At 58.5% G+C, this 16,455-nt stretch carries 21 protein-coding genes; 16 read left to right on the top strand and 5 right to left on the bottom strand.

Annotation, left to right across the window (positions count from 1 at the left end; genetic code table 11):
* The first annotated feature begins 47 nt into the window (after window positions 1-47).
* The gene (locus SDD30_RS00465; protein WP_434072957.1) at window positions 48-443 is read left to right on the top strand and encodes a hypothetical protein; all 396 of its coding nucleotides are present in this window, start codon (window positions 48-50) and stop codon (window positions 441-443) included.
* A 165-nt stretch (window positions 444-608) separates the two neighbouring features.
* A complete protein-coding gene (locus SDD30_RS00460; protein WP_434072956.1) occupies window positions 609-974 on the top strand; it encodes an alpha/beta-type small acid-soluble spore protein in 366 nt (121 codons plus the stop codon).
* A 41-nt stretch (window positions 975-1,015) separates the two neighbouring features.
* Here the strand turns inward: SDD30_RS00460 and gpr are convergent, their stop codons facing one another.
* A complete protein-coding gene (gene gpr / locus SDD30_RS00455) occupies window positions 1,016-1,996 on the bottom strand; it encodes a GPR endopeptidase (protein WP_434072955.1) in 981 nt (326 codons plus the stop codon).
* A gap of 114 nt (window positions 1,997-2,110) precedes the next feature.
* Here gpr and SDD30_RS00450 point away from each other — a divergent pair, with 114 nt between their 5' ends.
* The 5 genes from SDD30_RS00450 (at window position 2,111) to SDD30_RS00430 (ending at window position 4,431) form a co-directional block, all read left to right on the top strand.
* Window positions 2,111-2,278, top strand: coding sequence for a DUF2197 domain-containing protein (locus SDD30_RS00450; protein WP_434072954.1), 168 nt, complete (start codon window positions 2,111-2,113; stop codon window positions 2,276-2,278).
* 59 nt (window positions 2,279-2,337) lie between these two features.
* Complete coding sequence (locus SDD30_RS00445) at window positions 2,338-2,619, top strand: CC/Se motif family (seleno)protein (RefSeq protein WP_434072953.1); 282 nt, start codon at window positions 2,338-2,340, stop codon at window positions 2,617-2,619.
* 12 nt (window positions 2,620-2,631) lie between these two features.
* The gene (gene trxA / locus SDD30_RS00440; protein ID WP_434072952.1) at window positions 2,632-2,958 is read left to right on the top strand and encodes a thioredoxin; all 327 of its coding nucleotides are present in this window, start codon (window positions 2,632-2,634) and stop codon (window positions 2,956-2,958) included.
* Between the two features lie 62 nt (window positions 2,959-3,020).
* On the top strand, window positions 3,021-3,209 hold the full coding sequence (locus SDD30_RS00435) for a hypothetical protein (RefSeq protein ID WP_434072951.1): 189 nt from the start codon (window positions 3,021-3,023) through the stop codon (window positions 3,207-3,209).
* Window positions 3,210-3,396: 187 nt separating this feature from the next.
* A complete protein-coding gene (locus SDD30_RS00430; protein WP_434072950.1) occupies window positions 3,397-4,431 on the top strand; it encodes a molybdopterin-binding protein in 1,035 nt (344 codons plus the stop codon).
* A gap of 33 nt (window positions 4,432-4,464) precedes the next feature.
* Here the strand turns inward: SDD30_RS00430 and SDD30_RS00425 are convergent, their stop codons facing one another.
* Genes SDD30_RS00425 through iorA form a run of 3 tightly spaced genes read right to left on the bottom strand, consistent with a single transcriptional unit; the run spans window position 4,465 to window position 8,126 of the window.
* On the bottom strand, window positions 4,465-5,763 hold the full coding sequence (locus SDD30_RS00425) for a phenylacetate--CoA ligase family protein (RefSeq protein ID WP_434072949.1): 1,299 nt from the start codon (window positions 5,761-5,763) through the stop codon (window positions 4,465-4,467).
* A gap of 5 nt (window positions 5,764-5,768) precedes the next feature.
* A complete protein-coding gene (locus tag SDD30_RS00420; protein WP_434072948.1) occupies window positions 5,769-6,347 on the bottom strand; it encodes an indolepyruvate oxidoreductase subunit beta in 579 nt (192 codons plus the stop codon).
* On the bottom strand, window positions 6,348-8,126 hold the full coding sequence (gene iorA / locus SDD30_RS00415; protein WP_434072947.1) for an indolepyruvate ferredoxin oxidoreductase subunit alpha: 1,779 nt from the start codon (window positions 8,124-8,126) through the stop codon (window positions 6,348-6,350).
* Window positions 8,127-8,609: 483 nt separating this feature from the next.
* Here iorA and rsmD point away from each other — a divergent pair, with 483 nt between their 5' ends.
* Together rsmD and SDD30_RS00405 are read left to right on the top strand one after the other, a co-directional pair.
* The gene (rsmD, locus tag SDD30_RS00410; RefSeq protein ID WP_434072946.1) at window positions 8,610-9,188 is read left to right on the top strand and encodes a 16S rRNA (guanine(966)-N(2))-methyltransferase RsmD; all 579 of its coding nucleotides are present in this window, start codon (window positions 8,610-8,612) and stop codon (window positions 9,186-9,188) included.
* Window positions 9,175-9,714, top strand: coding sequence for an ATPase (locus SDD30_RS00405; RefSeq protein ID WP_434073120.1), 540 nt, complete (start codon window positions 9,175-9,177; stop codon window positions 9,712-9,714). Before rsmD ends, SDD30_RS00405 begins: the two co-directional genes overlap by 14 nt.
* Here the strand turns inward: SDD30_RS00405 and ylbJ are convergent.
* The gene (ylbJ, locus tag SDD30_RS00400) at window positions 9,665-10,903 is read right to left on the bottom strand and encodes a sporulation integral membrane protein YlbJ (RefSeq protein ID WP_434073119.1); all 1,239 of its coding nucleotides are present in this window, start codon (window positions 10,901-10,903) and stop codon (window positions 9,665-9,667) included. The two genes, SDD30_RS00405 and ylbJ, sit on opposite strands and share 50 nt — an antisense overlap.
* 81 nt (window positions 10,904-10,984) lie before the next feature.
* On the opposite strand from ylbJ, the gene SDD30_RS00395 reads away from it, so the two are divergent.
* From SDD30_RS00395 to SDD30_RS00365, 7 genes are all read left to right on the top strand, one after another.
* Entirely contained in the window at window positions 10,985-11,773 is a 789-nt protein-coding gene (locus SDD30_RS00395) for a patatin-like phospholipase family protein (RefSeq protein ID WP_434072945.1), read from the top strand.
* Window positions 11,773-12,969, top strand: coding sequence for an acetate/propionate family kinase (locus tag SDD30_RS00390; protein WP_434072944.1), 1,197 nt, complete (start codon window positions 11,773-11,775; stop codon window positions 12,967-12,969). The genes SDD30_RS00395 and SDD30_RS00390 overlap by 1 nt, the downstream gene beginning before the upstream one ends.
* A gap of 41 nt (window positions 12,970-13,010) precedes the next feature.
* Complete coding sequence (locus tag SDD30_RS00385) at window positions 13,011-13,595, top strand: YceD family protein (RefSeq protein ID WP_434072943.1); 585 nt, start codon at window positions 13,011-13,013, stop codon at window positions 13,593-13,595.
* Window positions 13,552-13,734, top strand: coding sequence for a 50S ribosomal protein L32 (rpmF, locus tag SDD30_RS00380; protein WP_434072942.1), 183 nt, complete (start codon window positions 13,552-13,554; stop codon window positions 13,732-13,734). The genes SDD30_RS00385 and rpmF overlap by 44 nt, the downstream gene beginning before the upstream one ends.
* 110 nt (window positions 13,735-13,844) lie before the next feature.
* Window positions 13,845-14,438, top strand: a complete 594-nt coding sequence (gene fapR / locus SDD30_RS00375; RefSeq protein WP_434072941.1) for a transcription factor FapR — start codon at window positions 13,845-13,847, stop codon at window positions 14,436-14,438.
* Complete coding sequence (gene plsX, locus SDD30_RS00370; protein WP_434072940.1) at window positions 14,435-15,454, top strand: phosphate acyltransferase PlsX; 1,020 nt, start codon at window positions 14,435-14,437, stop codon at window positions 15,452-15,454. Before fapR ends, plsX begins: the two co-directional genes overlap by 4 nt.
* On the top strand, window positions 15,451-16,455 hold the full coding sequence (locus SDD30_RS00365; protein WP_434072939.1) for a beta-ketoacyl-ACP synthase III: 1,005 nt from the start codon (window positions 15,451-15,453) through the stop codon (window positions 16,453-16,455). Before plsX ends, SDD30_RS00365 begins: the two co-directional genes overlap by 4 nt.

Here is a 16,455-nt window from a genome sequence, read left to right as displayed (position 1 = left end):
CAGGCAGGCTGAGTAGTTACAAAGGATGTGGTAAAGGGGGTTTTCTCATGCGTTTAGAAAAGGATGAACGTTCCTTACTGGCTTACTTTCCCAGCAGCACCCGGGCCCAGGAGGCCATCAATGCTCTGAAAGAAGCCGGCATCAGCGAAGTCCAGTTTGACCGGGTGGGGCGTTTCGGTACCCGCTATAACGACCAGTATAACAACCCCCTGGCTAACCAGGCCAATACCATTACCGGCCTGAGCCTTTATTCGGCGGACATTAATCCCCTGATTAAAACTGACACCCGGGCTTTACTGGCGGCCGACCCCTCAGTCAGTGGGGTGGGTTTAAAAAATTACGGCGTGGCCGGCAACGAGGGCTTCCTGGTGACCATTGTTACCAGCCCAGATCAGGTTGCTACCGCCCGGGAGATTGTCGAGGCCCACGGCGGCCAGCTCTAAAAAGGCAAAGGCCTACTACAGGCCTTTATTTTTTAGCATTCCCGGTAGGGTTTTTCCTTTTTTGTAGTATAGCTGTAAAATTACGCTAGCCAAATAATGTTAAGCATAAAAAGAGGCTACCGGAACATACTAGGACTAGACAAGGACAAAGGAGGTGAAACTAAAATGCCGCAAGGTGGAAGGACCAATCGTCTCCTGATCCCCCAGGCTCGCGGCCAGATGGAAAGGTTCAAGCAGGAGGTTGCGACCGAGCTGGGAATCTCCAATTACGACGGTTACCTGGGTGACCTGCCCTCCAAGGTTAACGGCTCTGTCGGGGGGCTGATGGTCAAAAAGATGATCGCTGCTTACGAATCGACCCTGAGTGGTCAGGCGGCTGGCGGCCTTGGTGGTGCTGATGTGGAACTGGGTGCCGCCCAGAACGTTACCGGGCGTATTAGCGGTCCCAACCCCGCTTTTACTGCCGGTGGCCAGAAGTTAAACCTCAACGCGCAGCAGTTTAATGCCCAGTCGAGTGGTTTGACCCAGTAACAGTAAACCCCGGATGGCGGGTGTGACACCCGCCATCCTTTTTAATGTAAAGGTATGGCTGCGTGAGTACGCAGCAAGTTGGCATGCAGGGACCGGTTCAGGGCGTTGCTAATGACCCAGGCCAGGTTGTGGACCAGGTCGTCAACTTCTTTCGGGGTAACGGTGAGGTTGCCGCCGAAGGGTGACAGGACATTCCGGGAGAGATTCTGGGCCAGGACCTGGTTAAACGGTAAATTGACATTGGGAAAGGCCTCTTGCAACCGGTTGATGGCCTCAAAGATAATAACTCCCGCGTGAACAACAGTGGGAATGCCAATAGCGATTACCGGCACCTCCATAGTCTGCAAGTTGATGCCCAGTCGCTGGTTCCCGACCCCCGAACCGGGATTGATGCCGGTGTCGCTGATCTGGATGCTACTACCGACGCGGTTTAAATCACCAGCGGCCAGGGCATCAATGGCAATAATGACCCGGGGTTTGATTTTCTCAACCACCCCGCGGATAATTTCTGCTGTTTCAATACCAGTGGTACCCAGGACACCCGGAGCCAGGGCGCTTACAGGCCGGGTTCCCGGCGGCAAACTCTGGGGAGCGTATTTAAATAGATGCCGGGTAACGGTAAATTGATTGATTACCTTGGGCCCCAGGGAGTCTGGAGTAGCCTCCCAGTTTCCCAGGCCCACCACTAGAACCGGATCTGTTGGTCCGATTTGCAAATTCTGCAGCAGGAGGTTGAGTTTCTGGGATAATAATCCGGCTATCTCTTCATGGACAGGGGGATCTTCAACCAGGAGACCAGGCGCATCAATGGTTATGTAAATACCGCGGGGTTTCCCCATGGCCTGCTCGCCTGCTTGATTCATAATTGTAATGGTCGTGACGTTGGCATGAGGAAGTTTTTCTTTATCCTCCCGTACGCCGGGTACTTCCTGGCGGGTAGCCCCGCGCAGGAGATCATGGGCTTCTACTGCCAGGTCCAGGACGACACCGGCCAACTGGTAGAATTTTGCTCGCTGTAACAAGTTGACTTCTCCTTCACCGGTAACCTGCCTTCATGTTTTCCCGGATGAAAAAAAATATACGCCAGGAGGAAAAAAATTTTTCATGTGGAATACTAGGGTCAGGGAGGGAGAACAATGGAAGTAAAATGTTCCCTCTGTGGTCGTAAAGAGGAGATTACCAAAGTACATAAAGATTACCGGAAACTGGCGCGGGATAAAAACGCTGTCTATACCTGCGAAATTTGCCGGGCTAGGCTCCGCTATCAGGCTACCCAGCAGCAAAAACCGGAGCGTCCAATTTAAAAACCTATTGACAGCGAAAAAATAGTAAAGTATAATCTTATACGAGAGGGGGGTTGAAATTGGAAATTCGCATTTCACCTAAAGCCATGGAATACATCAAGGAAAAAGCGGAAGCCATCACCATTAAGCTGGAGATATGTGGTGGTTGAGCTGGTTTATCAGTTCGCCCTGCCGTGTATGCAGGCGCACCGTCCGATTTAAAGAACTTTATCCAGAACCAGATTAATGGTTTAAAGGTTTACCTGCAAAAAGGCATTAAGGCTTCCCGCGGTGTTGACGTTGATCTCGTTGGTTTTGGACCCTTCAAGCAACTGGTAGTTGATGGCGTACAAAATTACTAGGAGGAGAAAATAATGGCCAAACCCATTAATGTTGATCATAGCGACTTTGAGGCCGAGGTTCTGTCGGCTCCTCTGCCGGTGGTAGTTGATTTCTGGGCCGTCTGGTGCGGCCCCTGCCGGATGATGGCCCCCGTCCTGGAGCAACTGGCCGCCGATTATGACGGCAATGTGAAATTTGCCAAGGTGAATGTCGATGAGAACCAGGAACTGGCTGCCCGCTATGGCATCATGAGTATTCCCACCCTGGTGATCTTTAAGGATGGCCAGGAAGCGGGACGCATTGTCGGCTATATGCCCAGGGAGAAGTTAAAGGAGCAGGTTGACGCCGCCATCCAGTAAGATAAACAGCAGGGAACCGGAGATAACCGGTTCCCTGCTGGCATATAGGGGGAGTGTTTATTATGAAACGGCAGGCCTATATTGATCCAGCCCTCTGCGACGGCCTGGCCACCTGCCCGGCCAGCCTGGCCTGTACCACCCGGTCCTTTACCAGGGAAGAAGACGACGAACCCTGGTATATTGGTTCCACCTGCCTAGGCTGCGGCCGCTGCCTCCTGGCCTGCGACCGCCGGGCTATCAAGTTAATCTAACCCCGAGGAAAATTATTTAATTAAGATTAAAACCAGGAGGCATTTTGCCAGTTGTGGCGAATTATCTGGTAGAGGGTTTCTAACAAGGGGGCTAACACCCGCTCCATCGAAATATAAAAAATTGTCTGAGAGCAAGGAACAGGATGATACAGGCTAAACTATCCAATAGGAGGAGGAGCATATATATATGCTAAGAAAGGTCAGGGTGGAGGAGAGTGTCGGCCAGATCCTGGCCCATGATCACACCAAGATCGTCCCCGGGGAGTTCAAGGGAAGGCGATTTAAAAAGGGCCATATTATCCAACCCGAGGACGTAGCCGAATTACTCCAGATGGGTAAAGAACATATCTACGTCCTGAATCTCGGCCCCGATGAGGTCCACGAGGATGAAGCGGCCCTGCGTCTGGCCCGGGCGGCAGCAGGTGACGGGGACCATGGCCTGAGTTTTAGCGAACCCAAAGAGGGTAAGGTCAACCTAGAAGCAACCCGTAACGGCCTATTAAAAATCAAGCTGGAGGCTTTAAAGCAGGTTAACGAGGTCGCCGATATCATGCTGGCCACCCTGCATAACAACTACCCGGTAGCTGCCGGCCAGGTGGTGGCCGGGACCAGGTTGATTCCCCTTGTAGCACCCCGGGGAATAATCGAGAAAGTAGAGGCCATCTGCCGGGAAGCGGGAGGGATAATCCGCGTCGCCCCCTACCGGCGGTTACAGGTGGGTCTGATTACTACCGGGAGCGAGGTTTATAAGGGCCGGATTAAGGACGCTTTCGGGCCGGTTGTCCGGGCCAAGATAGCCGCCTACGGTTCTGAGGTCGCCCTGGAAAAGATTGTTCCCGACGACGCCGGGGCCATCCAGAAGGCCATAGAAGAAATGCTGGTGGCAGGGATGGAAATGGTGGTTCTTACCGGGGGGATGTCGGTGGACCCGGATGATGTGACGCCGGAAGGTATCCGGCGCTCCGGGGCGGAAGTAGTCACCTACGGGGCCCCGGTACTGCCCGGAGCCATGTTCATGCTGGCCTATAAAGGTGAGGTGCCCATCATGGGCCTGCCGGGGTGTGTGATGTACTACCGGGCTACGGTTTTCGACCTGGTACTGCCCCGCATCTTGGTAGGGGAGAGGCCGACCAGGGGCGACATAGCCGGGTTGGCGGCCGGGGGCCTCTGCCAGAACTGCCCTGAATGCCGCTACCCGGCCTGTTCCTTTGGGAAGGGATAGAAGTTCGTTAAGCAAGGGGCTGGCGCCCTGCTTTCAATTCTCCCGGTAGTCGTAGACGCGCCGGGTTTTCTTTTCGCTCCGGGGCAGGGTGCCCAGGGGGACGGCTTCCACATCGGCCAAAATGCCAATCCGGGCTTTGATCTCGTGGCGGCAAGCGGCGGCCACCTCCGGGCCTGCGTGACCGGGGAGATACTCTATCTTGACCAGCAGCCGGTCTTTGCCCTGGTCGCGGGTCAGGATCAACTGGTACTCGCTACCGGCACCGGGGGTAAGGTGCAGGACGTTATCCACCTGGCCCGGGAAGATATTGACGCCCTTGACTTTGACCATATCGTCGGTGCGGCCAAGGACGCGCTCGATCATAGGATAAGGTGAGCCGCAGGAGCAGGCTGCCGCTTTCAGGCAGGTCAGATCATGGGTGCGGTAACGCAGGAGGGGCATGCCTTCCTTGGTCAGGGTGGTGATTACCAGTTCCCCCGTGGCACCCGGCGGCAGCTGTTTGCCCGTTGCCGGGTCAATGATTTCCAGCAGCAGGTGGTCCGTCCACATATGGATGCCTTCGTGGGCCGGGCAATCCAGGCCGATGCCGGGTCCGTAGATCTCCGTCAGGCCATAAATATCAAAGGTATCGATTCCCAGGAGCTCCGCAATGCGCCGGCGCATTTTTTCACCCCAGCGCTCCGAGCCGATGAGGCCGACCCGCAGGGCGATTTTTTCCCGTAAACCCCGGCGCTCGATTTCCTCCCCTAGAAAGAGGGCGTAGGAAGCGGTAGCCGTGAGGACGGTGGCCTGGAGATCGACCATCATCTCCAGCTGTTTCTCCGTATTACCGGCTCCAGTGGGAATGGCCATGGCCCCCAGGTATTCCACTCCGGCCTGAAAGCCGATGCCGGCCGTCCAGAGGCCGTAGCCAGGAGTTATCTGCACCCGGTCGCGGCTGGTAACGCCGGCCAGGGCGAAACAGCGGGCCATCATCTGCGCCCAGGCAGCCACATCACCGGCCGTATAAGGAATAATAATCGGTTTACCGGTAGTCCCCGAAGAGGAGTGGATGCGGACGACTTTTTCTTCCGGCACGGCCATGAGGCCCAGGGGCTTACCGTTACGCAGCTCCCCTTTATCGGTGAGGGGGATGTGTTCCAGGTCGGCTGCTGTCCGGATGTCTCCTGGGGTAATGCCGGCGGCACTTAGTTTCTCCCGGTAGTAGGGGGAGTGGTCAAAGAGGCGCCGCACCAGGGCCTGGAGGGCCGGTTCCTGCTGCCGGTACAGGCCCTCATAGTCGAAGTCGCGTTCCATTTCAGGGCGATCGATTTTAGTTGCAGGCAGGCTCATCTTATTTACACCTCCAGGGCTTGTTTTCCCAGTTCAAAGGCCCGCCGGTTCAGCTCGTGGAGCCGGGCCGGCAGGAGCTGCAGGGCCGCGGCCAGCAGGGTATCTGCCGGAAAGGGTAGTTCCATTTTCGTCAGGGTGCCCAGCATCACCATATTGAGGGCTCGGTGGCTCCCGGCCTGGACGGCCAGGGCCGGAGCATCAAGGAGATGGCAATGGGCGACATTGTTTTGCAGGTAAGCCAGGATCTCCTCCAGGGGATAGGGACTGGTACTCAGGGCGGCTGTGACGGGCACTACCGGCGTTGTAGAAACCAGGGCGCTGCCGTCCGGCTTTAAATACCCTAGGTAGCGGCAGGCCTCGGCCGGTTCCAGGGCCAGGAGGATATCGGCCCCGCCGGTGGGGATGAGGGGCCCGACCCCGTCCTGCCCCAGGCGGACGTGGCTGACGACACTGCCTTCCCGCTGGGCCATGCCGATGGTCTCGGCCGTACGTACCGGCAGGCCGGAGGCCAGGGCCGCCGCCCCGATGGCCCGGGAGGCCAGGATTATACCCTGCCCGCCTACCCCGGCAATGAGAATATCCACCTAGACCACCTCCTCAATGGCTGCTACCGGGCAGACCTGGCGGCAGAGGCCGCAGCCGGTACAGGTGGCCGTTATTTGCACGGCGTCGCCGGCCGGCATTAGGGCCGGGCAACCCAGTTCATTAATACAGGTCTGGCAGCCGGTACAGGCAGTTGTGTCCACCTGATACCGCCCGGCGGGTTTAACTATTTGCGGGCAGGGGTGGCGGAGGATTACCAGGGCCGGTCCCGGGGCCGCCAGGGCCCGTTGGGCTACGGCCAGGGTTTCTTCTAAGTTCAGGGGGTCAGCAATAAGGACGGTTTCCACCCCGCAGGCCCGGGCCACCTGGCCGATATCCACCTTCCTGTGGCCGGCGTCTTCGTCCAGACCCGGGTGGGGCTGGTGGCCGGTCATGGCTGTCGTTTCATTGTCCAGGACGACTACGACCATGGGCGCCTGCTGGTGGACGGCATTGACCAGGGGTGGCAAACCGGCGTGGAAAAAGGTGGAGTCGCCGACAAAGGCCACCAGCCGGGTATCGGGCTGGACTCGCACCAGTCCCTGGGCCAGGCCCAGGCCGGCTCCCATGCACAGGCAGGTGTCCATGGCGGCCAGGGGCGGGGCCGCTCCTAGGGTATAGCAGCCGATATCGCCGCTAAAGATTACCTTTTGTCCCCGGGCGGCCTGCTTAAAGGCATAGAAGGAGCCCCGGTGGGGGCAACCGGCGCAGAAGAGGGGCGGTCGCGCCGGCAGGGGTGGCGCCCCGGGCCGGGAAGGTCTACCCTCCGGTTCGATGTCCAGGAACCTGGCTAGGGCGGCGGTCACGATAGGAACGTTAAACTCCCCCTCCCGGTGCAGGTAGCCGTTGTGCTTGCCGGCTACCTGCACCGGGAGGTGGTGGCGCCAGGCCAGGTAAATGACTTGGTCCTCAACGACGGGCTCCTGCTCCTCAACCACGAGGATTCGTTCGACCCGGCTTAGAAAGTCCAGGACGATTTCTTCCGGCAGGGGGTAGGGGGTGCCGATCTTTAACAGGGAGGGCTTTACCCCCAGGTTGGCCAGGGCTTCGGTGACGTAGTAATAGGAAAGGCCGCTGGTGATAACGCCGGTAGGCCCCTGCAAGTGGGCTTCGTTAAAGGGGCTGTTGGCCAGCTCCGCCGCGGCGCGGCGTTGTTGTTCATTTAACCAGACGTGCTGTTTGGCCGCCAGGGAAGGCATAATGACCCAGCGGGGGTCTTTGACAAACCCCGGTACCGGCGGCCGGGGGGCAATGGTTCCAACGGTAACATCCTGGCAGGCGTGACAGGTCCGGGTGGTGGGGCGCAGGATGACCGGCAGGTTCAGCCTTTCCGAGAGTTCAAAGGCGTATTTAGTCATTTCATAAGCTTCCCGGGGACAGGAGGGATCAAGGACGGGAAGTTTGGCAAAGCGGGCAAAGAGACGGGTATCCTGTTCTGTCTGGGAACTGTGGGGGCCGGGGTCGTCGGCCACCACCAGCACCAGGCCCCCCCGGACGCCGATGTAAGCCAGGCTCATGACAGCATCGGCGGCCACATTGAGACCCATCTGCTTCATACTGGCCATGGCCCGGGCGCCGGCGTAGGCGGCGCCGGCAGCGATTTCCACGGCTACCTTTTCATTCACGGACCATTCGGTATAAACCCCGGCCTGGGGCCCCAGGCGCATCAGGGTAGTCATGATCTCCGAAGCTGGCGTTCCAGGATAAGCGGTGGCTACCCGGATACCGGCCTCCACGGCGCCCCGGGCGATGGCTTCGTTGCCCATGAATAATTCCGGCACGGTTTCACCCCTCTGGATAATAAAAAACCGGGCTGCAGCCCGGTAATAGCCCCTCCTGCTATCCTCGGCTCTGCTCGCAGCCAACTCAGCTTAAACTTGACTCGGCTCAAGGCTTAAGATATTTCCTTATTCTTAAACGAAAGTATACCATAATACCCGGCGGTGATCCAGAAAAATTTTCTGGGCTTACGGGCAAAAAAAGGGCCGCTCCCTAAGGAACGGCTAAGTTTAGCCGCCGGCGGGGACCGGCGGCTTGGGAGAGGAGAAACCGGAGGAAGAGCTCATGGGGGAGGGTTAATGAAATAACCCTAAGCTCTTCTTGGTAAATCTGGTATGCAGATTTACCGGTATTATTATGGACGCCGGAGGAGAAGCTTATACCTGCCCCGAGAAAAATTTTTTAGATACCTATCCCGGCAAAATTTCGTGGTTTTTGTTCTTTTTTCTGGGGGTTTCATGCTATAATACCGGGAGGGAAGCTTTATGTTACGGATTATAGCCGGCGCGGCCCGGGGCCGCCGTCTGGTGACCCCTAGGGGCCGGCTGACCAGACCTACCAGCGACCGGGTGCGGGAAGCCCTCTTTAATATTATTGGTACCCTGGTGCCGGGTAGTCTTTTCTTGGACCTTTTTGCCGGTTCGGGAGCGGTGGGCCTGGAGGCCCTGAGCCGGGGCGCCAGGAGGGCTATTTTTGTCGAGAATAATCGCCAGGCCCTGGCCTGCCTGGCGGCCAATCTGCGGGCTACCGGCTTTGCGGCCAGGGGGCGCATTATCGCCCTGGAGGCCAGGCGAGCCCTGGCTACCCTGGCCGGGGAAGGGGAGAGCTTTGACCTCGTTTTTTGCGATCCTCCCTACCGCCAGGGCTGGGGCGAGGTGATTCTACCGGCAGTTATCCCGGTTCTGGCGCCTGGCGGCTTGGTTATTCTGGAGACAGCCAGCACAGAAGCAGGGCCGGCTATACCGGGATTAGCAATAACTACAATCAGGTTTTACGGCGATACGGCACTAAATTTCTATGAAATGGCAGGTGGGCTGGCCGGTGGAGTTTATGACCTTGATTGAAGAAATGGAAAAGATGATCGAAAAAGCACCCCACATTCCCCTCTCAGGTAAAGTTTTTATCGATGGCGATCTGCTTCTCGATTACCTGGATCGTTTAAGAACGGCCCTCCCCGAGGAAGTACGCCAGGCCCAGTGGGTCCGCCAGGAAAAGGACCGCCTGCTGGAGGAAGCTCGCCTGAAAGCCCGGAGTATCCTGGAGGACGCTGAAAAACGCTCGGAAATAATGGCCCAGGAAAACGAACTGGTCCGTAAAGCCCGGGCCCAGGCCAATGAGATCCTCAATAAAGCCCGGGACCTAGCCGGAGAAATGAAGGCCGGGGCGTTAGACTATGCCGACGACCTGCTGGCCCGGCTGGAAACCAGTTTAAAGCAGGCCCTGGCCCAGGTAGACCGGGGGCGCCAGGAATTGCGGGCCTACCCGGCAGCTGCCGCCGGTAAGGAAGCAGCGGCGGCGGCCGAGGAGGAAAAGGCCAACCCTAAAACCGGCGGTAAAGAAGCAGGCGGGCGAAGAGCCCTAACCCGGTGAGAACCAGTAAACAGCTTACCAGAGTAATGGTGAAACCGGTATAATACATACCCAGGGTAAGCCAGGAGACCGGCGGCGGGAAGAAGCCATTACCTGCCAGCCGGGACAGGACCGGCCAGGCCGGTCCCTGGAAAACTTGCACCAGGATAGCAGCCAGGAAGCCGTGGAGCAGGCGGGCCACGATAAAGGGGCCCAGGCGCAGGTCGGTTTTACTGATCATGGCTGCTACCTGGCCCAGGATGGAGAGCCCGGCCCAGCCCATGATGAGGCTGATGCCGGTTAACTTTTCGCCCAGGGGGGCAGCGACCTCGCTGGCGAATTTAGCCCCCATGGTCATTTCAAAGAGGCCGCCGGCCAGGGCCCGAGCCGTAGCCGGGCTTATACTAAAGGGGTGACCGGCATAAAGGAGCGGCCTGGCCAGGAGCTCCAGAAGGCCGAGCATGTCGGCTACCTGGATAATGACACTGAAAAGGATAATAAAACCGCCGATGGTTATTAGAGTTTGAAAGGAATGGCTGGCGGCATCCCCCAGGAGCTGGCCCAAGGGGCGGCCGTCTTTTTGCTGCGCCTGGAGCATGGCCCGCCAGGCCCGTCGGGGCAGGGTAAGAAGAGGGTAATTTACCGGTGGCGAGGCCGGACCCCGGCGGCCATAAAAACGAAAAAGAAGCCCCAGGCAGAGGTTGGCCCCGTAGTGGGCCCCGGCCAGGATGGGTCCCAGGGCGGGATTATGCAGCATACCCACGGCCACGGCCCCCAGCATGAAGAGGGGACTGGCGTTATTGGTAAAGGCGATTAAGCGTTCACCTTCATGCCTGGTGACCAGCCGCTGCTGGCGCAGCTGGGCGGTGAGCATGGCGCTGATGGGCGAGCCGGAGGTATAGCCCATGGCCATTACAAAGGCGCCACTCCCCGGGACATTGAAGAGGGGCCGCATCACCGGTTCCAGGAGCACCCCCAGGAAGTGGACGATACCCAGACCCATAAAGAGCTGAGAAATGATAAAGAAGGGCAGCAGGGCCGGGACGACAATCTCCCACCAGGCCCGGAGGCCGCGCAGGGCGGCCTGAAAAACAGGCTGGGGGAAAAGGATAATGGCCAGGGCCAGGGTAACGACGGCCATGATGGTTATCATGGTCAGGAAAGGGGCCAGGCCCCGGCCCCGGCCGATTATGACTACCGGGTGGCGCATGGTGGTCACCTCATTAGGGACATCCTATTCTGGAATATACGCATTCCCGGTAGTGTTTAGACATAAGAATGGTGGTTATCTATGGCGGGAAAGGGGAAGATCGGCCTGGCCCTGGGTGCCGGCGCTACCAGGGGCCTGGCCCACCTGGGCGTTCTCCAGGTACTAAATGAATATGGCTTTCATTTTGATTGTGTGGCCGGCACCAGCGCCGGAGCCCTTTTCGGCGCCCTGTACGCCGCCGGCAGCGACTTGAACCTCCTGGAGAGGTTGGCCCGGGAACTGAAGGAAGGGCAACTCCTGGACCTGGCCGTCCCCCGTTGGGGCCTGATCCGGGGTGACCGAATTGAGGCGCTTGTGCGAACCTTAACAAGGGGATTGACTTTTGCCGAACTAAAAGTACCATTATATGTAGTGGCCGTCGACGTTGAAAATGGCGAACTGGTAGTGCTGGAAAGGGGCCGGGTTGCCGACGCCGTCCGGGCGAGCATCGCCATGCCGGGCCTTTTTGTGCCCAAAAGGCTGGGGGGCCGCCTGCTGGTTGACGGCGCCGTCCTGGCCCCGCTGCCGGTAGAAGTCCTGCGCCAGCGGGGTGCCGCTAAAGTCGTGGCGGTGGATGTCCATTACAGTGTGACGGAACAAGAAAAGGTACAGGTTAATAACCTGTTTGAACTCTTTTTCCGCTCCCAGGCCCTGACCGGGAGAGCCGTCTGTTGCCAGGCCCTGGCGCAGGCCGACCTGGTGATCCGGCCCGCTGTCGGCCATCTCAGCCCGGCCCGCCTACTCAATGCCGGCGAATACATCGAGGCGGGCCGTAAAGCCGCCCTGACAGCCTTACCCCAACTGGAAAATATTTCCGGAGGAGGATCCTAGTGAAAATCCTAGTCTTAAATTGCGGTAGTTCCTCAGTCAAGTACCAGCTTTTCGACATGGAGGACGAGAGCGTCCTGGCCAAGGGACTGGTCGAAAGAATCGGCATCGACGGGTCGGTCCTGACCCACCGGCCGGTAGGTAAAGACAAGCTAGTCCGGGAAACCGAGATTCCCGACCACAAAGTGGCCATCCGCCTCTGCCTGGAGGCCTTAACTGATCCCCATTACGGTGTCATAAAAGACTTCGGCGAGATCGGCGCTGTCGGCCACCGCATCGTCCACGGCGGTACCTTTCCCCACTCGGTGCTGCTCGATGCTTCGACCAAAGAGGCCATTGGCGAACTGGAGGCCCTGGCACCCTTGCACAACGGCGCTGCCCTCCGGGGCATCGAGGCCTGCGAAGCCATCCTTCCCACTACCCCCCAGGTAACTGTCTTTGATACCGCCTTTCACCAGGGCATGCCCGATTATGCCTATACTTACAGTCTGCCCTATGAACTTTGCCAGAAGCACCACATCCGCCGTTGCGGCTTTCATGGCACCTCCCACCAGTACGTGGCCCTGCGGGCGGCGGCCCTGGTAGGCAAGCCCCTGGAAGAACTGAAGGTCATTACCTGCCACCTGGGTAACGGCTCCAGCATAACCGCCATAAAGAACGCCAAATCCTTCGATACCAGCATGGGCTTTACCCCCCTGGCCGGTTTAACTATGGGGTCCCGCTGCGGCGATATCGACCCGGCTATTGTTCCCTTCCTGATGGATAAAGAAGGCTATACCCCGGCGGAGATGGATCAGGTCATGAACCGCCAGTCCGGGGTCCTGGGGGTCTCCGGCGTCAGCAGCGACTTCCGGGATATTGAAGCCGCCATGGCCGAGGGTAATGACCGGGCGCGCCTGGCCTGGGAGGTTTTTGTCCACAGCGCCAAGAAATATATCGGTGCCTACGTGGCCCTGCTGAATGGCCTGGATGTTCTGGTCTTCACCGCCGGCCTGGGCGAAAACTCCATTGCCGCCCGGGAGGCCATCTGCCGGGATATGGATTGCCTGGGAATAAAAATCGATGCAGACAAGAACCAGGTCCGGGGCCAGGAGAGGGAAATCACCGCCCCCGGGGCCAGGGTGCGCACCTTTGTCATCCCCACCAACGAAGAGTTAATGATCGCCCGGGACACCCTGGCCGTCGTTCAGGCCGGTTGACACCGGTTTACCCTTTCGCTATAATCAACGGGGTGAATGTGGTGAAAATTGGTGTCGGCGATTTAAAAACCAGGCCGGGCGAGGAACTGGAATTCAGTTTTAAAGCCGATTGGTCTCACCTGACAACGGCTACGGCCAGGATTCCTATCCTGGCACCCGTCCTGGTCCGGGGCCGGGTTATTAATACCGGGCCGGTACTGATGGTCAAAGGACAGGTGGCCACGACCCTGGAACTAACCTGCGATCGCTGCCTGGCCAGGTTCAGTTACCCGGTTATAGCTCCCCTGGAAGAGGAATACGCCAGCACAGCAGGCCAGGACCCGGATGAGGGTGAGACGGAAGAAAAAGACCGGGAAATCCGCCCCCTGATGGGTGATGTCCTGGATCTGCAACCGGCAGTAACAGAAGCCCTGATTCTGGCCTTACCCATGAAATGGCTCTGCCAGGAGAACTGCCGCGGCCTGTGCCCCCAATGTGGCCAGAATCTCAATGAGGGCCAGTGCCACTGCCAGGCGGAAACAGTGGACCCCCGCCTGGCGACGCTAAAACAGTTACTGGGTAAATTGGAAGGAGAGGATACCCTTGGGCGTACCCAAAAGAAGGACTTCAAAATCTCGGAAGAATAAGCGCCGTTCCATCTGGGGCCGGAAGGCTGCTCCCCCCCTGGTGGAGTGCCCCCAGTGCCATCAGCTGAAACTAAACCACCGGGTTTGCCCCAAATGTGGCTACTATAAAGGACGGGCAGCCGTTCAGGTAGCCGAGTAAACCCGTCGGCCGGCAGTATCTGCCGGTTATTTTTTTACTTGCATAAATATGACAAGGCCATTATACTATTACTATGGCCTGGTAATATTATTTGGTACCAGGGATTCGGGGTGACATTAGTGGTACGCCAGAGGGGTCATAAGGAAGAACGCCAGGAAGCCCTGCGCCGTTACCTGCGCAACAACCCCTTCGCCACCGATGAAGAGCTGGCGGCGAAGTTCAAAGTCAGCGTACCCACCATTCGCCTGGATCGCCTGGCCCTGGGGATCCCCGAAGTCCGGGAGCGTATCATGACCATGGCCCGGGAAGCCCGGAGTCGTATGCGCGGGGTAACGGCGGAGGAGCTGGTAGGGGAACTAGTAGAGTTACAGCCGGGAGTTTTAGGAATTTCGATTCTGGAGATTACCCCCCAGATGCTGGTCCAGCCTGCCGGCGTGGCCCGCGGTTACCACCTTTTTGCCCAGGCCCATTCCCTGGCCCTGGCTACTGTAGGCGCCGAAGTGGTTCTTACCAGCAGTGCTCGGGTGCGTTACCGCCGGCCGGTTTATGCCGGTGAACGCGTCGTGGCCAGGGCTATGGTCAAAGTCGTCAAGGATTCCACCTGCCTGGTATCGGTCCATTCCCGGGTTAACGGGGAGATTGTCTTTAAGGGCCAGTACATTATCATCACACCCGAGACTGCAGCTGGAGGCGGAACTGCTTGAGAATTGCCATTGATGCCATGGGAGGCGACCTGGCACCCCGGGAGATTGTCCTGGGGGCCGTGGCTGCCGCCGGGGAGGGAAACGCCGAGATTATCCTGGTGGGCGATAAGGGACGCCTGGAGCAAGAACTCGCCCCCTTGCACCCCAAAGGCAGCCTGGAAATATATCACACCGACCAGGTAATTGGTATGGACGAACAGCCGGCCTTAGGCCTGCGCCGGAAACGGGAGGCCTCCATTGTCGTGGCTACCAGGCTGGTAAAGGAAGGGCGCGCAGCGGCCGTGGTTTCCGCTGGCAGTACCGGAGCGCAAATGGCCGCAGCCCTCTTGATACTGGGTCGGAGCGGCAAGATCCAACGGCCAGCCATTGCCACCCTGATACCTACCTTAAAAGGAGCCAAACTTCTATTGGATGCCGGGGCCAACGTCGATTGTCGTCCCGAGCACCTCTATGAATTTGCCCTGATGGGCAACCTGTACGCCAACCGGGTAATGGGGATTACCAACCCCAGGGTGGGGCTACTGAATATCGGCACCGAGGCCTGCAAGGGCAATGAACAGACCTTGGGGGCCTATAACCTTTTGAAAGAGGCACCTTTGAATTTTATAGGTAATATTGAAGCCAGGGAAATTTTATTCGGCGAAGCCGATGTCATCGTCTGCGATGGCTTTGTCGGCAATGCTATCTTGAAGTTCGGTGAAGGCCTGGGCCAGGCCCTCTTTACCATGATCAGCCGGGAGGTTAAAAGGAGCCTCCGGACCCGTATCGGGGCGGCCCTCCTTTTACCGGCCCTGCGGGGGTTAAAGAAACAGGTCGACTATACCGAATACGGTGGGGCCCCCCTGCTGGGGGTTCAAGGAATCAGCATTATCTGCCACGGCAGTTCCAATGCCCGGGCGATTAAGAATGCCATTAAAGTAGCCATGCGTTGTGCCAATGAGGGGCTGGTAACCGCCTTGGGGGACCTGCCCGGAATCAGTCGCGAAGGGAAGATGCGGGAGTGCCAGTCCCATTGAGTTCAGCCGCTATTATAGGTACCGGCTCCTACCTGCCGGAACACATCCTGACCAATCACGATCTGGAAAAAATGGTCGATACCAATGATGAATGGATCCGCACCCGGACCGGCATCCGGGAACGGCGCCTGGCCGACCCGGGGACGGCGGCTTCCGACCTGGCGGTGCCGGCGGCCACCAGGGCCCTGGCTGTTGCCGGCATTCCGGCGACAGAACTTGATGTAATTATCGTCGCCACCGTCACGCCGGACACCCTTTTTCCGGCTACTGCCTGCCTGGTCCAGGAACGCCTGGGAGCCCGAAGGGCGGCGGCCTTTGACCTCTCGGCCGGTTGCAGCGGTTTTATCTATGCCCTGGGGGTTGCCGGCCAGTTTTTGGCTACCGGGGTTTACCGGACGGCCCTGATCATAGGTGTGGAGGTCCTCAGTAAGATCATTAACTGGCGGGATCGTAACACCTGCGTTCTTTTTGGCGATGGCGCCGGGGCGGCGGTCCTCCAGGCCGCCCCGGCCGGCCGGGGGCTCCTGGGCCTGCACCTGGGGGCCGACGGCAGCGGCGGTTCCCTCTTGACTATGCCGGCTGGTGGCTCCCGCCTGCCGGCCAGTCCCACCACCGTTCAGGAACAGCTGCATACCATCCATATGAGCGGGGCCGAGGTTTTTAAATTCGCCGTCCGGGTCATGGGTGAGGCCTCCCTAAAGGCTTTAGAAAAGGCCGGCTTAAAGAAAGAAGATGTGGACTTTTTAATCCCCCATCAGGCCAACATCCGGATTATTGAAGCGGCTACTAAACGCCTAGGTCTAGTACCGGAAAAGGTTTACGTCAACCTGGATCGTTACGGCAATATGTCCAGCGCCTCTATTCCGGTGGCCCTGGATGAAGCCTACCGGGCCGGCCTGCTGCACCGGGACCAAAAAGTGGTCATGGTGGCCTTCGGCGCCGGGTTGACCTGGGGGGCGGCCGTAGTCAACTGGGAACTGGACCCGCCGAAAGGAGCTTGA

Source organism: Moorella naiadis (nom. illeg.) (assembly GCF_051020825.1).
In the GTDB taxonomy this organism is placed as follows: Bacteria; Bacillota; DSM-521; order Neomoorellales; family Neomoorellaceae; genus Neomoorella; species Neomoorella naiadis.
The sequence above is the reverse complement of the archived record's forward strand: the minus strand, read 5'-3'. Positions and strand labels throughout refer to the sequence as shown.

Bases quoted from the DNA above. Each gene is read 5' to 3' on its own strand.
- SDD30_RS00465 (WP_434072957.1), top strand. From the start codon at position 48: ATGCGTTTAGAAAAGGATGAACGTTCCTTACTGGCTTACTTTCCCAGC.
- SDD30_RS00460 (WP_434072956.1), top strand. From the start codon at position 609: ATGCCGCAAGGTGGAAGGACCAATCGTCTCCTGATCCCCCAGGCTCGC.
- SDD30_RS00450 (WP_434072954.1), top strand. From the start codon at position 2,111: ATGGAAGTAAAATGTTCCCTCTGTGGTCGTAAAGAGGAGATTACCAAA.
- trxA (WP_434072952.1), top strand. From the start codon at position 2,632: ATGGCCAAACCCATTAATGTTGATCATAGCGACTTTGAGGCCGAGGTT.
- SDD30_RS00435 (WP_434072951.1), top strand. From the start codon at position 3,021: ATGAAACGGCAGGCCTATATTGATCCAGCCCTCTGCGACGGCCTGGCC.
- SDD30_RS00430 (WP_434072950.1), top strand. From the start codon at position 3,397: ATGCTAAGAAAGGTCAGGGTGGAGGAGAGTGTCGGCCAGATCCTGGCC.
- SDD30_RS00425 (WP_434072949.1), bottom strand. From the start codon at position 5,763: ATGAGCCTGCCTGCAACTAAAATCGATCGCCCTGAAATGGAACGCGAC.
- rsmD (WP_434072946.1), top strand. From the start codon at position 8,610: ATGTTACGGATTATAGCCGGCGCGGCCCGGGGCCGCCGTCTGGTGACC.
- SDD30_RS00405 (WP_434073120.1), top strand. From the start codon at position 9,175: ATGACCTTGATTGAAGAAATGGAAAAGATGATCGAAAAAGCACCCCAC.
- ylbJ (WP_434073119.1), bottom strand. From the start codon at position 10,903: ATGCGCCACCCGGTAGTCATAATCGGCCGGGGCCGGGGCCTGGCCCCT.
- SDD30_RS00395 (WP_434072945.1), top strand. From the start codon at position 10,985: ATGGCGGGAAAGGGGAAGATCGGCCTGGCCCTGGGTGCCGGCGCTACC.